This is a genomic window from Flavobacterium sp. IB48 (assembly GCF_016405855.1).
GTDB lineage: Bacteria > Bacteroidota > Bacteroidia > Flavobacteriales > Flavobacteriaceae > Flavobacterium > Flavobacterium ginsengisoli.
The window spans coordinates 42,045-58,428 of record NZ_JAEFCA010000011.1 but is presented as its reverse complement, the minus strand read 5'-3'; the positions used below and the strand labels follow the sequence as shown (position 1 = coordinate 58,428).

The window sequence follows — 16,384 nt, the reverse complement described above, 5'->3', positions numbered from 1 at the left end:
ACTAAGTTGCTAAGTTACTAAGGTTTCTTGTCTGGTCGAGCGGAGTCAAGAACTATATAGCATTTCGACTTCGCTCAATGTGACAAAACTTAGAAGCTTAGCAACTTAGTACCTTAGCATCTTTATTTCTTAGCTCTAAGCTTATATTTATTTTCCTTATAAAGATTCCCTGCTGTAATTACATGCGCTAAAGCATCTTTTGCTAAATCTTCGTTTAGTTTTACAGGAATTAAAGTTGTATCATTTTTAATTTCGAACTGCAAAGGTTTTAAATTTGGCTGCATAATTACAACCTGATTTTCAACTCTAAATGCATTGATATCATTAAACTGCATAATAGATCTTCCTTGTACTTTTGGATCCAATTTGCTTAAGTTTCTACCAACCATTGGCGTTTCAAACGGAAGTCCTAAGTAGCTTAACAATGTTGGCGGAATATCAATCTGACTTGCCAATCTATCATAAACAGCTCCTTTTGGAACTCCTGGCCCCATAATAAATGCTGGAATGTGGAATTTGTTTATTGGCACTAAATTTTTTCCATAAGTTCTTGTGTTATGGTCAGCAATTACAATGAAAATCGTGTTTTTAAAGTACGGTTCTTTCTTTGCCATTTCAAAGAATTTCCCAATTGAGAAATCGGCATATTTCATGGCATTATTTACCGTATTAGGCTTTTTATCGTAAGGCTTAATTCTTCCAGCCGGATATTCAAATGGTTCGTGATTTGAAGTCGAGAACATTAAAGAGAAAAATGGTTTATCTCCTTTTGATTTGAAATACTGATTGGCTTTTGTAACCAAATCTTCATCAGAATAACCCCAAGTTCCTTTGAAAGCATATTTATTTCCATCAGACTCAAAATCAGTTTGGTCTACGATGTCTGTGAAACCATTTCCGTTAAAGAACGAAGCCATATTGTCAAAGTTTGCCATTCCACCATAAATGAAACTTGTATCGTAGCCTTTTTGTTTTAAAGCATCGGCAAGTGTAAAAAATCCTTGCTGTGAGTTTCCAAGCTTCACTACACTTTCTGATGGCGAAGGTAAAAATCCAGTCACAACTGCTTCAATTCCGCGAACACTTCTGGTTCCTGTGCAATACAAATTGGTGAACAATAATCCTTCTTTAGACAATTTATCAAATTCTGGAGTTAATGGTTTTCCTCCCAAAATTCCAACATATTCTGCTCCTAAACTTTCCTGTAAAAATATCACCAAGTTATATGGCTTTTTCATAACAGAATCTGGTTGCTGTACATGCAAAAACGGAATGTCTTTATCGCTAAAATCACTTGGACCTGCGATCATGTATTTTTTTACACGAGCAATGGCTTCGGCTTCATCCATTTTACCATACATTTTAGTATTTCCCTCATTTTTGATTGAATACGCGGCAAAAGCAACGGTATAAAATGAATTTAATCCCAACGTATTTGTAAGCTGATCTGTTGAGAAAACAGCATTACTAGCATTAATAGGACGTTTTGAAGTAAGACTTGAACGTGCTCCGAAAAACAATAAAAAAGCAACTAATGGAAACACCATTAATTTGAATTTATATTCTGTACTTGTGGTATAAAATAATTGTTTCCCTTTTTTGAAAGCCAAATACAGTACAACACCAAGAATTAGAAAAGTCACAATGATTGAAGTCAGATAACTTTTTAAAAGCATTCCAACCACTTCTTTTGGATAAATAAGATAATCTAAGAAAATCTTATTCGGACGTGTATCATATTGCTTTACAAAATCTGGAGAAGCTAATTCTACAAAAAGAATTAAAAACAGAAATAGAAAACTATAAATTACCAGAAATTTGTTGGTGAATTTTATCCATTTATTTGGCAGAAAAGTAATTAGAACTGCTGGCAAAAATGACAAATAACACAGTAATATTAAATCCATTCGTAATCCGATTGGAAAAATATACCAGAAATCTGGCGTCTGCACTACTCTTTCTTTAAAAAGAAAAAACAAAAAGATTCGGCTTAAAGTGGTAATCAATAATCCGATTAATATAAAACTGAAAATAGGTTTTAAAAAACGTAAATTTTTCATTAAAAATAGTATAAGAACGTAAGATTAGAAAATAGATTACTCTTCGTAACGGTTAATTTCTCTGTCATAAAACTCATTAGCTTTTTCGATTAAACTCTCCATTTCGGCGTTTAATTCAGCTTCGTCAAGATCTTCCGGTTCTTCCAAAAACTCAACCTCATCATCTTTCAAATTGATAATGAATCTTGGGTAATCTAGGTGAATGATAAAAATATCGTCTGGAAAATCGGTATTATCTCCAAGTAAAAATTTAGGTAATTCCATATCTATTTATTTTTTTTAATGGTTATTTTTTTAGTCACAGATTAAAAGAATTAAAAGGATTTCTCCTGATTTTATACTTTATAATCTTTGACTTATTTTTATTCAAATTTAGTTATTTAGATCTGAATCGATAATTAATCTCTTTGTTAGGTAATGAAAACGAATATACAAACAAATCGCCGCTGCGGTTAAACCTGCCAAAAGTCCGATCCAAACTCCCTGCGCTTTCAATTCGGTGTGTTCTCCTAAATAGTACGAAATAGGGAAACCAATAACCCAATAAGCTACAAAGGTAATGTACATTGGCACTTTTACATCTTGTAATCCGCGTAAAGCACCTAAAACTACAACCTGAATTCCGTCAGAAATCTGGAAAATCGCTGCAATTAAAAGTAATTTTGAGGCAATTCCGATCACTTCTTCGTTGTCTAAAACCTGTCCTGTATTTTCCATATTTAAGAAAATATAAGGCAGATAATCGTGGAAAATAATAAAGAAAATTGCAAAAATTGTTTCTAAGATTATAGCAAGCAGGAAAATAGAACGTGCTACAACAATTAGCTTTTTATAATCCATTAAACCTCTTTGATTGCTGACACGAACCATCGAAGTTACACTTAATCCCATGGCAAACATAAAAGTCATAGAAGCGAGGCTCAACGCAATCTGATTTGCTGCCTGACTTGTTTTTCCGATATTTCCGCAAAGCCAGATCGAAGCTGTAAACAAAACTACTTCAAAAAGCATTTGCATTGCAGAAGGAAATCCGATGCTTATAATCTTTTCTATTGTTGCCTTTTTAATTTCATTAAAACTGAAACCTTTAAAAAAGCGTTTTAGATCGTCTCTTCTTGAAAGCATAATATGCATGAACATGACCAAAAATATTCTCGAAATCACGGTACCAAGTGCTGCACCAATAATTCCCATTTTTGGAAAAATCCAGATTCCATAAATCAAAACATAATTAATTCCAACATGAAGCACATTTGCCATAACCATAGCATACATAGAATATTTGGTTAATGACATTCCGTCTGCAAATTGCTTATATCCTTGATACATTACCAACGGAATTAAAGAAAAAGCAACCCAACCCAAATATGGTTTTGCAAGAACAATAACATCTGCTGGCTGTTTCAACAACTCCATAATTGGTTTAGCAAACATAATTACGGTAAAAAGCACTAAACCGAGAATTGTACATAGAAATAAACCATGATGAAAAGCAGATCTAATTTTAGTATCGTTTTTTTCTGCATCGCCTTCGGCCACAATTGGCGTAATGGCTGTAGAGAATCCAATTCCTAAAGACATTGCAATAAAGATCATACTGTTTCCAAGCGAAACCGCGGCCAATTCTGTGCTTCCTATTTTGCCAACCATTATATTATCGACAATACCAATTAAAGTATGTCCGACCATACCCAAAATTACGGGATATGCTAGTCTTAAATTATACGAAAACTCTTTGGTGTACTGCTTTAAATTCACTTGTAATCAATTTTAGTCGGCAAAGATAGTCAGAAGCTTCGAATTCTATCCTATCAATAAAAATATATCCCAATTTTAAGACAAAAATAAGACGGACTCAATATTATGTAACGATTTTTAAAAATTGTATAACAAACTCCAAATGCCTTGCATATAATTTTACATTATAGAAATTTCAAAAATATAAGCCATGAAAAAATTACAGATGTTATGCCTAGCTGCGTTCACGTTTTTATTTGCCAACACAACTTTTGCTCAAGATAGCGGAGTAGAAAATTACGATCAGGGTTTTAGATTAGGAGTCGGATTAAATGGAGGACTTCCTACTGATAACGATTATGACTGGTCTCTTGGTGGAGATGTACGTCTACAGTACGATCTTTCTAAAAAAACATCATTAACCTTAACAACGGGATTTACAAATTTATTTATGGGAAAAGATGAACTTGGAAATAACGTAAAAGATCTTGGTTTTATTCCCGCAAAAGCAGGTTTTAAAGCGTTTGTTTTAAAAGATCAATTTTATGTTTTAGGAGAACTTGGTGCTGGTTTTGCAGTAACAAATGGTTACGATAAAACAACTTTTTTATGGGCTCCCGGTATTGGTTATGCCAACAAGTACATTGACTTAAGTGTTCGTTACGAAGATTATCATGATTTTAGAACCAATCAGGTAGCATTGCGTGTTGCTTATGGTTTTAAACTATAAAAAATAGGTTTAATTTATTATTTTGTTTTTGGTAAAAAACCGACAGTCTGAAGAGTCTGTCGGTTTTTTTATTTTTTACCATTGGTCAAAACAAAAATGCCATTAGTCAAATGATTTTTTAGGATTGATTTAGATCGCGGTAATTCGCAGAAAAATTAATCAAATCATGAACAAAACAGTTTTTTATCTCTCGCAGCTTTTTCTTTTTTTATTGGCTACTCTCGCTGCACGATCTCAATCGGGAATTTCAGGTGAATTTAAAGTCGATTACGTTCCTTTTTCTAAATATGTGCGACCAATAGACAGTACAAAAACAGATGCCGAAAGCAATTTTAAAAGAGCGCAGATTGCTTTTGAAATACCGCTTTCTTTAAAAATGGACAAATACGATCATCCTAGACTTTGGTCTGTTATTGTAAATGGAAGTTATGCCAAAATGGAAAACAGAAACTACAATATTCAAGATCTTCCACCAGAGTTTCAAGGCGGATTTCCGAATGAATTACTAAACACTCAAATTGGTATTAAGCACATTCGATCTATTTCTTCTTCTTGGTCGTTATTTATCATTGCTTCGGTGGGCATTTATACAGACATGGTAGAGATTAACAAAGATGATGTCCTAATGCAAGGTGGAGTACTTTTTATTAAACAATTTAACCCGAATCTGGCTTTGGGTGTAGGGCCAGTTTTAACCAATAGTTTTGGTGTACCAATGGTACTTCCTGGAATTTATTTTAATTGGGAATCCAGAGGAGCTCTGCATTTTAAAGTTGCTTTTCCTGAAGGCGTAGAATTAGGTTACCGCATGAATGACAATTTTGATTTAAAACTCGTCGGAGAATTAAGCGGTATGACGGCCGAAACCAAGATTGGAAATAAATCTTCGTTATTGGGTTATCAGCAAATTATTGCCGGTTTACGACCACAGCTTAAGTTTGGCGAACATTGGACTCTGGAACCTACCGCAGGAACCACTCTAGTTCGTAATTTCTCTACTACGAATAGAAAGATTAAGGATATTTTTAAAGAGAAAGATATAGCCGATCCAAGATTCACAACAACTTTTTACGGAGCATTAGCTCTAAAATGGAAATTCTAGACCTACCTACTCAATAAATTTTTATAAACTACCTCTTTCAGCAATGCTTCTCGGCGCGTTCTTGAAATGGGTAGTTCTTGTCCTTTTATAAATAATCGTCCGCCGGAAACAGAATCTATGTGGGTAATATTGACAAGAAAAGATTTATGGATTCTAAAGAAAATTTCTGCGGGAAGTGTTTCTTCTAATGAAATCATGGTCTGATGAATAACAAGAACCTTATCTTTAAAATGAAGTTTAGCATAATTCTGCATTCCTTCTATATATAAAATGTCTACCCAAGAAATTTTCTGAAATCCTTCTTCCTGACGTACATATAAAAATGGATCCAATTGATTTTGCTTTGGAGAGTTAATCATTTGATGCCATTGCTTAGCTTTTAAAGAAGCTTGATAAAAACGTTGAAACGTAATAGGTTTTAATAAATAATCTACAACCTGCAAACGATACCCATCTAAAGCATGTTCTGAGTAGGCTGTTGTGAAAATTACCAAAGGCGGTTTTTCTAATGATTCCAAAAACTCCAGTCCTGTAAGATATGGCATATTGATATCCAGAAACATCAAATCGATTTGCTTTTCCTGAAGATAAGAAGTTGCTTCTAATGCCGAAGCGCAAGTACCGGCAACTTCTAGAAAATCAATTTTAGAAATAAAGTCTACGATTCCGTTTCTTGCGATAGGTTCATCATCTATAACGAGACATTTCATGTTCATAATATTGTTTTTGTTTCAGGTTTAATGTTTAATGTTTTTTTGTTTCCCGCAGATTTAGCAGATTTTTTTGAAATCCTTTTAATCTGATAATCTGTGGCAAAAAATTTAACCGCAAAGAGCGCAATCCCGATAGCTATCGGGATACACAAAGTTCGCAAAGTTTTAATTTTTATAACGGATGCGAAGATCACAAAGCGTTATGTCAAAATATAGCAGATTAAAAATTCGTGCTAATTCGCCGCAAAAAAATCCCTTTAATCCTTTTAATCTGTGGCAAAAAATTTAACCGCAAAGTTCACAAAGTAGCAGATAAAAAATTCGCGTTAATTCGTGCAATTCGTGGCAAAAAAAAAATCATTTCAAATCTAAGGTCACAGTAATTGTAAAGTCAGAATCTGTTTTATTGATATTGAATTGATGTTTTTCTGGATATTGAATCATCAGCCTTTTCTTCACATTTTCAAGTCCTAATCCCTGACTTTTAGACTGAATTTTATATTGCTCTGTATACGAATTTTCAATTCTAAAATTCAATTGTTTATTAATCTGTTCACAAGACAAATGCACAAATCCTTTTTGATTTGGAAGTCGGGAAACATGTTTAAAAGCATTTTCGATCAAAGGAACTAGAAGCAATGGCACGATTTGAAGTTGTCCGTCTTCGATATTCCATTTGCTTTTCACTTCCAATTCATTCCCCCAACGCGTTTCTTCAACAGCAATTAAATCCTTCAAATATTTAATTTCAAGATGCAATGGCACATATTCTTTGTTGCATTCATACAATTGATAACGTAAAATATCCGAAAACTGAACTAATAAATCTGAAGCTAGCTTTACATTACTCTGCATCAGAATATGAATATGATTCAATACATTAAACATCAAATGCGGATTTATCTGATCCTGCAAAATCTTGATTTGAGCTTCAAGATGAACCTGCTGCAATTGCGCATGATTTCTTTCGATAACATTATGTTCTTGATAAAACCGAAGTCCGCAGGCAGTACCGCAAATTAAAATCGCTGACGGAATGTTACCATAAAATCGCGACCATAAAAAATGAAGAGAATCTACATCTGCTTCTTCAGGATATGCTTTTCTTCTTATAACCGAATCTGAAAAAACAATATAAATCAATGACAGACAAAATGCCAAAAGCAATACAACAACAACGCTTTGTACTGCAAACCAGTTCATTTTATTTTGTTTTAGCGCTTTGGGCAATATAACATCACTTAAAATATGAGCCAAAACAGCAGAACAAATCAAAACTAAAATAGCTTGAATTGTAGCGATCAAAAAATCATAGTCTTCAATCATCTGCGCCCAAATCGTGATACCTAATAAGCTCCAAAAAAAGACTAAAAACATCCAATGCCTGTTTTTATTGATTGCGATCATCTATAAATAATTTATTGAGAAAATTTAACTTCAAAAGTAGTCCTATATTTTTCAAACAAACCACAAAGAAGCACAAACCACAATTACTATCAAAATTAATTTGACGAACTGCGTTTTTGTTTTGACCAATGGAATATAAAATAACCCCGACAGATTCTTAACAACCTATCGGGGTTCAAAAAATTATCAGATTGACTAATTATCTCCATTATTTCACCTTCTCTCCCAATTCCTTTTTATACAATTCAATATTTGCCGCTGTTTTTTCGTCTAGTTCAGGTTCTGTAATATCAGTGTGTTTTTTCATTTCTTCCCAAATAATTTTAGCTACAATATAGCGAGACATTTCTTTGTCGTCTGCGGGAACAATATACCAAGGCGCATGCGAAGTCGATGTTTTATTTATAGCTTCTTCATAATACTTCATATAGTCATCCCAATACCCACGTTCTTTCAAATCTCCGGGCGAAAATTTCCAATTGTGTTTTTCTTCCTCCAAACGTCGCAATAAACGCTGACGTTGTTCTTCCTTACTTAAATGAAGATAGAACTTCATCACGATTGTACCATTTTGAGCAATATGCTTTTCAAAATTATTGATTTGTTCAATTCTATTTTTCCAAAAATCGGGTGTGATATCGTCTACAGAATTTATTCCTGGCAAGTTTTCTCCCAAAATATATTCAGGATGCACGCGCGTAACCAAAACATTCTCGTAATGCGTTCTATTAAAAATGGCAAACTTTCCTTTTTCTGGAAGTGCAATATAATGCCTCCATAAATAATCATGCTCTAACTCTGCCGAAGTTGGCGTTTTAAAACTGTGCACCACTACGCCACGTGCATTAAATTCTTTAAAAACTTCACGAATCAAGCTATCCTTTCCCGAAGTATCCATTCCCTGAAGACAAATAAGAACCGCATATTTATTGTGCGCATACATTACATCTTGCAAATCGCTTAATTTGGCTTGAACCTTATCTAATTTTTCTTCTTTTTCGTCGTCATCGGCTTTTATAGATAATAAAGTCGGAATTTCCTTGAGCTTAATTTTCTCAACAACTTTAAAATCTTTCGGATCTATTGATTTCATATCTTTTTGATTTTTTGTCTTATAAATATAGTAATTTTACGAATTCCGATAACTATTGGAACTACTATTCATTGCAATAAAAACAACATTTCATGGAAAAATTCACATTAGAAATATTATTTCACATTATCGGAATCGGTTCTGCATCAGGATTATTTTTAAATAATAACTCTCTTTACGTAATTGGCGACAACAGCGGATTTCTTTATGAATATAACATCGAAAACAAACAATTAAATCAGCATCCTTTAATTGACAATCCAACACAAAATATTCCTAAGAATCTAAAACCTGATTTTGAATCTTTAACACATCACAACGACACCTTGTATGTTTTTGGTTCTGGCTCAACCGAAAATCGAAATAAAATGATTGCGTTTGATATCAAATCAAAAACGATTTTACAAAAGAATAATTTAGTCGATTTATACGCTGTAATGCAGAATTTCGGAGAAATAAAACCCGAAGATTTCAATTTGGAAGGTGCAATTTTTGACGGAGAAAATTGGTATTTATTCAATCGCGGAAACGGCGTTTCTAACAAAAACACGATTTTTACCATTCACGCCAAAAATCTAGGAGAAGAATTTGCCTTGATTTCTGTCAATTATAAACTCCCAAAAATAAAAGGTGTTCGTTCTAGCTTTACCGATGCTATTTTGGTCGATGATAAAATCTACTTCCTTTCAACTGCAGAAGATACCAAATCTACTTATGACGATGGCACAATTTTAGGAAGTTTCATTGGAAGAATCGATGTTAAAACGATGAAAATAGATTTCACTCAAAAAATTACAGCAACCAATAAATTTGAAGGCCTGACTTTCTACAAAAAAGAAAACAATAAAATAGAGTTTTTACTTTGTGAAGATAATGACACCGAGCTTTTAGAAACAAAGATTTATAAGTTGACTTTGCAGATTAAGTAATTTAGTTTTTATGAAAAAAGTAATTCTTTTATTGATAATTGTTCTTAGTCTTTTCGTTGGAAGCTATTTATTTTATGCCTTTAAAATAAATAGCCTAGAAAAAGAATATCATAAGAATTTATCTCCAAAAGATTTAAATCCAGAATCGTTTATTACTCTCTTTAAAGAAAAATACAATAAAAAGTCTCAACTAAATTTTGTTACATTGCTTGGAGAATTTCCTGAAAACTGGGTAAAACAAAAAGATATCCCATATCTAATTTCTATTATGAATTCTAAAGAAAAATGCTGTGGATATATGAATTTCTTTTCTTCAACTATTTCAAATGAAGATGCTGAAGTTGGAGGTTTTGCAATAATTTTTCTGAACTCTTACATTTCTAAAACAAAAATTAATTTGGGCTTAAACAGCAATCCTAAAACAGATAAGGAATCAATTAACAAAATTGAAGATTGGTATCAGAAATACCAAAATTAAAAATAAATTAATTTTATCATTTCAAAAAAACTAAACATTAGACGCACTGCAGTGCGTCTCTACAATAAACCTTTGCAACTTTGAATCTTTGCAACTCTGAACCTTAAAAAATTTTTTTTTCACCTCCGTCCCAACCTTTTTATCTTTTTATCTCTCTTTATAAGAAAGACAACAATTGTGATAAACGAGACTCAAATAGCAAACTGTAAAAAAATGCACCGCGATGCCCAACGCGAAGTGTATGAATACATGGCGCCTAAGTTGTACCGCCTTTGCAAAAGATATTTAAAGAAGGAAGAAGAAATAGAAGAAGCTTTGGCCGATTCTTTCTTTACTATTTTCACCAAACTAGATCAGTTAAAAGAAGCATATGCTTTTGAAGCTTGGGCTAAAAGAATAACTGTAAATCATTGTTTGGCAACTATTAGAAAAGCAACCAACTTCAACATGTATTTAGACGACGTAAAGCTAATTTCTCAGCCTTCTGTCGATGAACTAAATACGTTGGAAGAAGAAGATTTGCTTAATTTATTAAACCACATTCCAGACGGCTGTAAAACGGTTTTTAACCTTTTTGTCATTGAAGGTTATGGACACAAAGAAATAGCCGAAATGCTAAAGATTTCTGAAGGCACCTCAAAATCACAATTGAATGCTGCTAAGACCAAACTGAAAGAACTGGTTAATAAATTGTATTATCAAAAAGCAAAATAGTCATGGACAATCAAGATAAATTATTCGATAAAATAAAAGAAGCTTCGCAAAAAGCCGAATTTAAAGACTTTCCTGGAATGGAAAAAGTCTGGTCGCGCGTAGAAGAAAAACTGGACAAAAAAGAAGATAAAAAAACAATCGTTTTGTGGAAGAAAATTGCGATTGCAGCTTCTCTTCTATTACTTATTTCTTTAGGATATCAATTTTTGCATGCAAATAAAGAAACTGCAGCAGAAACTTCAAAAGTTGTTCTAGAAGAAAAAGAAATGAAACAACCAGAGCAACCCATTTTAGATAAAAAAGTTGCAGCTCCATCTTCAGATTCACAAATAATTTCTAATAAAGAAGCGATTAAAATTTTAGAAAATAAAACTAAAAACAAAGAAAGAGTTGCGATTCAGGAAACAACCATTCATAAAACCGAACCAATTCAATCTATTCCAGCGCCACAAATTGTGGCAGAAAAAGCAATTCCTGAAAAAGTCTTGTTAGAAGAAACATTTGGAGAAGAAGACAATACCTCATCCAAAAAAGAAGTAACTCCAGATATGGGTTATTCAAGTTATCCTGAAAGAGCGTCTTCAAAAGTTGCTTATTCTACCGCACCACCATCACAAAAAGCTAGAAAAAGCGCTCCTTTAGTCGTTCTAAACGGAAATGCAATTGCGCACAGCGACGATGTCAAAAAAGACAAAATGATTCAGAACGAACTTCCGAATTTACAGCCAGAAAATTTAGATTCGCTTGTAGTTCTTGACGAACCTTTGTATATCATTGACGGAATTTATTATTCAGAAAATGATTTATTCGGAAAAAATCCAACGAGTCCATATGCGCCTTTAGACAAACAAGACATTAAAACCATAACCATTTTACAAGACCTTGAAGCCACTTCTAAATATGGCGAAAAAGGAAAAAAAGGCGTCGTTATAATTACTACTAAAAACGGAAAACCTGCTCCTAAAAAATAATCAGGTCACAACAGAACTTTGTCAAAGTTTGAAACTTTGACAAAGTTAAATCTCAACATTAATTCTTAAAACTTATAATCATGAAAAGTCTAAAACTTATTTCATCAGCCATTGCTATGCTTATATGTTTCGTAAGTATGGCGCAAGAAAGAACGATTTCTGGAACTGTCACAGATAAATCTAATTTACCGCTTCCTGGAGTTCAGATAACGATCAAAGGAACTAAAAAATATAGTCAAACTGATTATGATGGAAACTACTCTATTCAAGCCAAAAAAGAAGATGCCCTTGTTTTTAGTTACGTAGGAATGGATTCTCAAACTATTTATGTTAAAGACTCTAACATAATTAATGTAGTCCTAAAAGAAAATAATGCTCAACTTCAAGAAGTGGTAGTGGTTGGATATGGTGTCCAAAAAAAATCAATGGTAACTGGTTCAGTCTCGGAACGTAAAGGAAAAAGAACAAAAATTCAAGCTGAAAGTAATTCCCTTTACACTCCAAGCCCAACTATTACTATTCGCGGAAATGAATCTGTTTCTCCAAAAAATGAACCGCTGTATATTATTGACGGAGTTCCTGCAAAAGCCAACCAAATGGCAAAAATAAATCCGAATGATATTGATAATGTTTCGGTTTTAAAAGATCAAGCTGCAACTTCGATTTATGGAAGTAAAGCTTCAAATGGTGTTGTGATTATTTCAACCAAAAACGAAATCTACAAAAACCTAACAGAAAAAGAATTGGATAAAAAGTTGAAAATCCTGCCAATTCCTACTGAACCAACTCAAGAAGATTACGATTCTTTTGTAGAAAATGCTTTCGAAAGTCCGAAAACAGCGCCACTTTCAACTTTCTCTATAGATGTTGATAATGCTTCTTATACCAATATCAGACGATTTTTAAATAACGGACAGCAAGTTCCGAAAGATGCTGTACGTGTTGAAGAAATGGTTAATTTCTTTAAATACACTTATCCGCAACCAAAAAATGAACATCCGTTTTCTATCAATACAGAAGTGAGCGATTCCCCTTGGAATTCAAACAACAAAATATTGAAAATTGGTTTGCAAGGAAAAAATATTCCAACTCAGGATTTACCAGCTTCAAATCTTGTTTTCTTAATTGATGTTTCTGGGTCTATGGAAGACATGAACAAATTGCCATTACTAAAACAATCATTGAAAATTTTGGTTGACGAATTAAGACCAAAAGACAAAGTGGCAATTGTGGTTTACGCTGGCGCAGCAGGAATGGTTTTGCCTCCAACTTCTGGAGACGATAAAAAAACAATTATTAATGCATTAGACAATTTACAAGCCGGAGGAAGTACAGCTGGAGGAGCAGGAATTGAATTGGCTTATAAAATTGCTGCTGAAAATTTTATTAAAAGCGGAAACAACAGAGTAATCTTGGCTACTGATGGAGATTTTAATGTTGGAAGTTCTTCTAATTCTGATATGGAAAAATTAATTGAAGAGAAAAGAAAAACAGGCGTTTTCTTAACTTGTTTGGGTTATGGAATGGGAAATTACAAGGACAGCAAAATGGAAATCTTGGCTGATAAAGGAAACGGAAATTATGCTTATATCGATAACATTCAAGAAGCAAATCGTTTTTTAGGAAAAGAATTTAAAGGTTCTATGTTTGCTATCGCGAAAGATGTAAAAATTCAAATTGAATTTAATCCGAAACAAGTTCAGGCTTATCGTTTGATTGGATATGAAAACAGAAAATTGCGTCCAGAAGATTTTAAGAATGATGCCATTGATGCTGGAGAATTAGGAAGTAATCATACCGTTACGGCTTTGTATGAAATTATTCCGACTGGAGTAAAAAGCGATTATTTAGCTGAACAGCCAGATGACTTAAAATACACTAAAACAGAAACAAATTCGAATAATTACAATGGAGAATTAGCCACTATTAAATTTCGTTACAAAAAACCTGACGGAGAAAAAAGTATCGAAATGGTTCAGGTAATCGAAAACAAATCGGTTGTTTTAGAAAAAGCAAGTGACGATATGAAGTTTAGTTCTGCCGTAGCTTGGTTCGGATTAAAATTGAGAGATTCAAAATTAATCGCTAACAAATCTTCAGAAGAAATTGTGAAACTAGCAAGACAAGGAAATTCGAATGATGGCGAAGGTTATAAAGCAGAATTTATTCGTCTAGTGGAAACTTCTAAACAGTATAATTAATAAATATTGTATTACATTTGAAATTCAATTTATAAATAATGAAACAACTACTATACGCGTTATTAGCATTTGCAAGTGTAAACTCTTTTTCTCAAACTAAAAATTCAATTGACAAACCCTTCATCGAAGTTTCAGGTCAGGCAGACACATTGGTACTTCCAAATAAAATATGGATCAATGTTTTATTAAGTGAGAAAGATTCCAAAGGGAAAAAATCGGTAGAAGATTTAGAAAAAGACATGTTTTCAAAATTAAAGGAAATTGGAATCAATATCGAAAAAGAAGTTACTGTTAATGATATGTCAAGTAATTTTAAAAATTATTTACTAAAGCAAAATGATATTTTTAAATCAAAATCGTATTCTATCATAGTTAAAAATGCAATCGAAACTTCAAATGTCTTTATTGGATTAGAAAAAATTGGGATTTCAAATGTACGCATTGAAAAAATTGAAAATATTGATGAAAAAAAAATCAAACTTTTAATTAATGGTAAAGCGATATTGAATGCGAAACTAACAGCAGAAAGTTTTACTAAACCTTTAAATCAAAAAGTTGGGAATTCTATACAAATTAGCAATTTTGAAGATATTTCTCAACAATTATATGGCAGAGCCGCTGGTATTGTCGTAAACACTGGTTATGGTGGGAAAAGATACGAAAGTGAAAGTGCACCGAGCGAACCTGTTATAGAATTCGAAAAAATTAAAATATCCAGCTCAGTACAAGTCCGATTTCTCATAGAATAATTTTAATACAATCATAATAAATTAATTACACGCAAAATTCATGAATCCTATTTTAAGCCAAAATCTATTTTTAGTAAAAGAACATATCGGAATGTTCAAAGCCGCAAATAACTACGATATCTATCATCCAGAAAACAATCAAATTATTATGAACTGCCGAGAAAACAATCTTGGTTTTTTTACAAAAATATTCCGCTTTACAGATTATAAAAGAGCAACTCCATTTAATATTGAAATTACAACTGCTTCTGGCGAAAAGCTAATTACGGTAAGAAGAGATATTGCCATCTTTAGATCGACTGTCGAAGTATTGGATGAAAAAGATCATTTGATTGGAACTTTCAAACAAAAGTTTTTTTCTATTGGAGGAAAGTTTGATATTCTGGATAAAAACGAAAAACCTGTTGCAACGCTTCAAGGAAAATGGACCGGTTGGGATTTTAAATTCTCACATGAAGGCAAACAATTGGCTCAAGTAAATAAAAAATGGGCCGGATTAGGAAAAGAGTTTTTTACAACTGCTGATAATTATGCGCTTCAAATTGAAGATTCAGTTCCAGCTGATAGTTCGTTGAGACAATTGATATTAGGAGCTGTAATGTGTATTGACATGGTTCTAAAAGAATAACAAAACTTGTTAAACTTAGATTAAGAATATCTTTTAAAGCATTATTTTAGTTTTCAAAATCTTATTTTTGTAAGACTTAAAATGATGCTTTCTGCATTTCTAAAAATACAATCATGACCGACTTAAAAAATAAAAATGCCTTTATTACTGGCGCAGGAAAAGGAATAGGGAAAGCTGTAGCAATTGCTTTGGCAAAAGAAGGTGTAAACCTGATTTTAGTTTCTAGAACTAAAAGCGATATCGATCAACTGGCAGAAGAAACTTCTAAACTTGGTGTAAAAACTTTGGCTTTAGTTGCAGATGTTTCTGATATTAATTCTATAAATGCTACAGCTGAAAAAGCAATCGCAGAATTTAAAAGTATTGACATCTTAATTAATAGCGCCGGAATTGCTTCTTTTGGGAAGTTCTTAGAATTAGAACCAGAGGCTTGGGAAAGAATTATTCAGGTAAATTTAATGGGAACGTATTATACAACTCGCGCGATTATCCCAAATATGATCGAAAGGCAAACTGGAGACATTATCAATATTTCTTCAACTGCTGGACTAAACGGAAACGCTTTGACAAGTGCTTACAGTGCTTCTAAATTTGCTGTTTTAGGTTTAACCGATTCTTTGATGCAGGAAATGAGAAAACACAATATTCGTGTTACGGCGCTAACGCCAAGTACAGTTGCAACTGACATGGCAAAAGATCTTAATCTAACTGACGGAAACCCAGAAAAAGTAATGCAGTCTGAAGATATGGCAGATTTAATTATTGCTCAACTAAAATTAAATAGAAGAGTATTTATTAAAAACAGCAGTATTTGGTCTACTAATCCTTAAAAATTAAATTCCAATTTTTTGAAATTCCAAATTCCAATCTCA

General features: G+C 32.8%; 16 protein-coding genes. 10 read left to right on the top strand and 6 right to left on the bottom strand.

What is annotated here, in order from left to right; genetic code table 11:
- Positions 1-122: 122 nt before the first annotated feature.
- From JC605_RS22425 to JC605_RS22415, 3 genes are all read right to left on the bottom strand, one after another.
- The gene (locus JC605_RS22425; RefSeq protein WP_198858317.1) at positions 123-2,060 is read right to left on the bottom strand and encodes an LTA synthase family protein; all 1,938 of its coding nucleotides are present in this window, start codon (positions 2,058-2,060) and stop codon (positions 123-125) included.
- Between the two features lie 36 nt (positions 2,061-2,096).
- Positions 2,097-2,324, bottom strand: a complete 228-nt coding sequence (locus tag JC605_RS22420) for a hypothetical protein (protein ID WP_008468034.1) — start codon at positions 2,322-2,324, stop codon at positions 2,097-2,099.
- Between the two features lie 108 nt (positions 2,325-2,432).
- A complete protein-coding gene (locus JC605_RS22415) occupies positions 2,433-3,818 on the bottom strand; it encodes an MATE family efflux transporter (protein WP_198858316.1) in 1,386 nt (461 codons plus the stop codon).
- Between the two features lie 190 nt (positions 3,819-4,008).
- Here JC605_RS22415 and JC605_RS22410 point away from each other — a divergent pair, with 190 nt between their 5' ends.
- Both JC605_RS22410 and JC605_RS22405 read left to right on the top strand, forming a co-directional pair.
- Positions 4,009-4,527: a hypothetical protein gene (locus JC605_RS22410; RefSeq protein ID WP_198858315.1), complete on the top strand. Its 519-nt coding sequence runs from the start codon at positions 4,009-4,011 to the stop codon at positions 4,525-4,527.
- Between the two features lie 166 nt (positions 4,528-4,693).
- Positions 4,694-5,629: a DUF6268 family outer membrane beta-barrel protein gene (locus JC605_RS22405; RefSeq protein WP_198858314.1), complete on the top strand. Its 936-nt coding sequence runs from the start codon at positions 4,694-4,696 to the stop codon at positions 5,627-5,629.
- Positions 5,630-5,631: 2 nt separating this feature from the next.
- Here JC605_RS22405 and JC605_RS22400 read toward each other — a convergent pair whose 3' ends face one another.
- The 3 genes from JC605_RS22400 to JC605_RS22390 form a co-directional block, all read right to left on the bottom strand.
- On the bottom strand, positions 5,632-6,345 hold the full coding sequence (locus JC605_RS22400) for a LytTR family DNA-binding domain-containing protein (protein ID WP_198858313.1): 714 nt from the start codon (positions 6,343-6,345) through the stop codon (positions 5,632-5,634).
- 354 nt (positions 6,346-6,699) lie between these two features.
- The gene (locus JC605_RS22395) at positions 6,700-7,749 is read right to left on the bottom strand and encodes a sensor histidine kinase (RefSeq protein WP_198858312.1); all 1,050 of its coding nucleotides are present in this window, start codon (positions 7,747-7,749) and stop codon (positions 6,700-6,702) included.
- A 208-nt stretch (positions 7,750-7,957) separates the two neighbouring features.
- Complete coding sequence (locus tag JC605_RS22390) at positions 7,958-8,842, bottom strand: PPK2 family polyphosphate kinase (RefSeq protein WP_198858311.1); 885 nt, start codon at positions 8,840-8,842, stop codon at positions 7,958-7,960.
- Positions 8,843-8,934: 92 nt separating this feature from the next.
- Here JC605_RS22390 and JC605_RS22385 point away from each other — a divergent pair, with 92 nt between their 5' ends.
- From JC605_RS22385 to JC605_RS22350, 8 genes are all read left to right on the top strand, one after another.
- Positions 8,935-9,771, top strand: a complete 837-nt coding sequence (locus tag JC605_RS22385) for a hypothetical protein (RefSeq protein ID WP_198858310.1) — start codon at positions 8,935-8,937, stop codon at positions 9,769-9,771.
- Positions 9,772-9,781: 10 nt separating this feature from the next.
- Positions 9,782-10,249, top strand: a complete 468-nt coding sequence (locus JC605_RS22380; protein ID WP_198858309.1) for a hypothetical protein — start codon at positions 9,782-9,784, stop codon at positions 10,247-10,249.
- A 213-nt stretch (positions 10,250-10,462) separates the two neighbouring features.
- Positions 10,463-10,963 carry an RNA polymerase sigma factor gene (locus JC605_RS22375; RefSeq protein ID WP_198858308.1) on the top strand — a complete coding sequence of 167 codons (501 nt, stop codon included), beginning with the start codon at positions 10,463-10,465 and terminating at the stop codon, positions 10,961-10,963.
- 2 nt (positions 10,964-10,965) lie between these two features.
- Positions 10,966-11,934: a hypothetical protein gene (locus JC605_RS22370; RefSeq protein WP_198858307.1), complete on the top strand. Its 969-nt coding sequence runs from the start codon at positions 10,966-10,968 to the stop codon at positions 11,932-11,934.
- Between the two features lie 80 nt (positions 11,935-12,014).
- Positions 12,015-14,135, top strand: coding sequence for a VWA domain-containing protein (locus tag JC605_RS22365; protein ID WP_198858306.1), 2,121 nt, complete (start codon positions 12,015-12,017; stop codon positions 14,133-14,135).
- 38 nt (positions 14,136-14,173) lie between these two features.
- On the top strand, positions 14,174-14,884 hold the full coding sequence (locus JC605_RS22360; RefSeq protein ID WP_198858305.1) for an SIMPL domain-containing protein: 711 nt from the start codon (positions 14,174-14,176) through the stop codon (positions 14,882-14,884).
- Positions 14,885-14,924: 40 nt separating this feature from the next.
- Entirely contained in the window at positions 14,925-15,512 is a 588-nt protein-coding gene (locus JC605_RS22355) for a phospholipid scramblase-related protein (protein WP_198858304.1), read from the top strand.
- Between the two features lie 113 nt (positions 15,513-15,625).
- Positions 15,626-16,342, top strand: a complete 717-nt coding sequence (locus JC605_RS22350) for a 3-ketoacyl-ACP reductase (RefSeq protein WP_198858303.1) — start codon at positions 15,626-15,628, stop codon at positions 16,340-16,342.
- Positions 16,343-16,384: the final 42 nt, after the last annotated feature.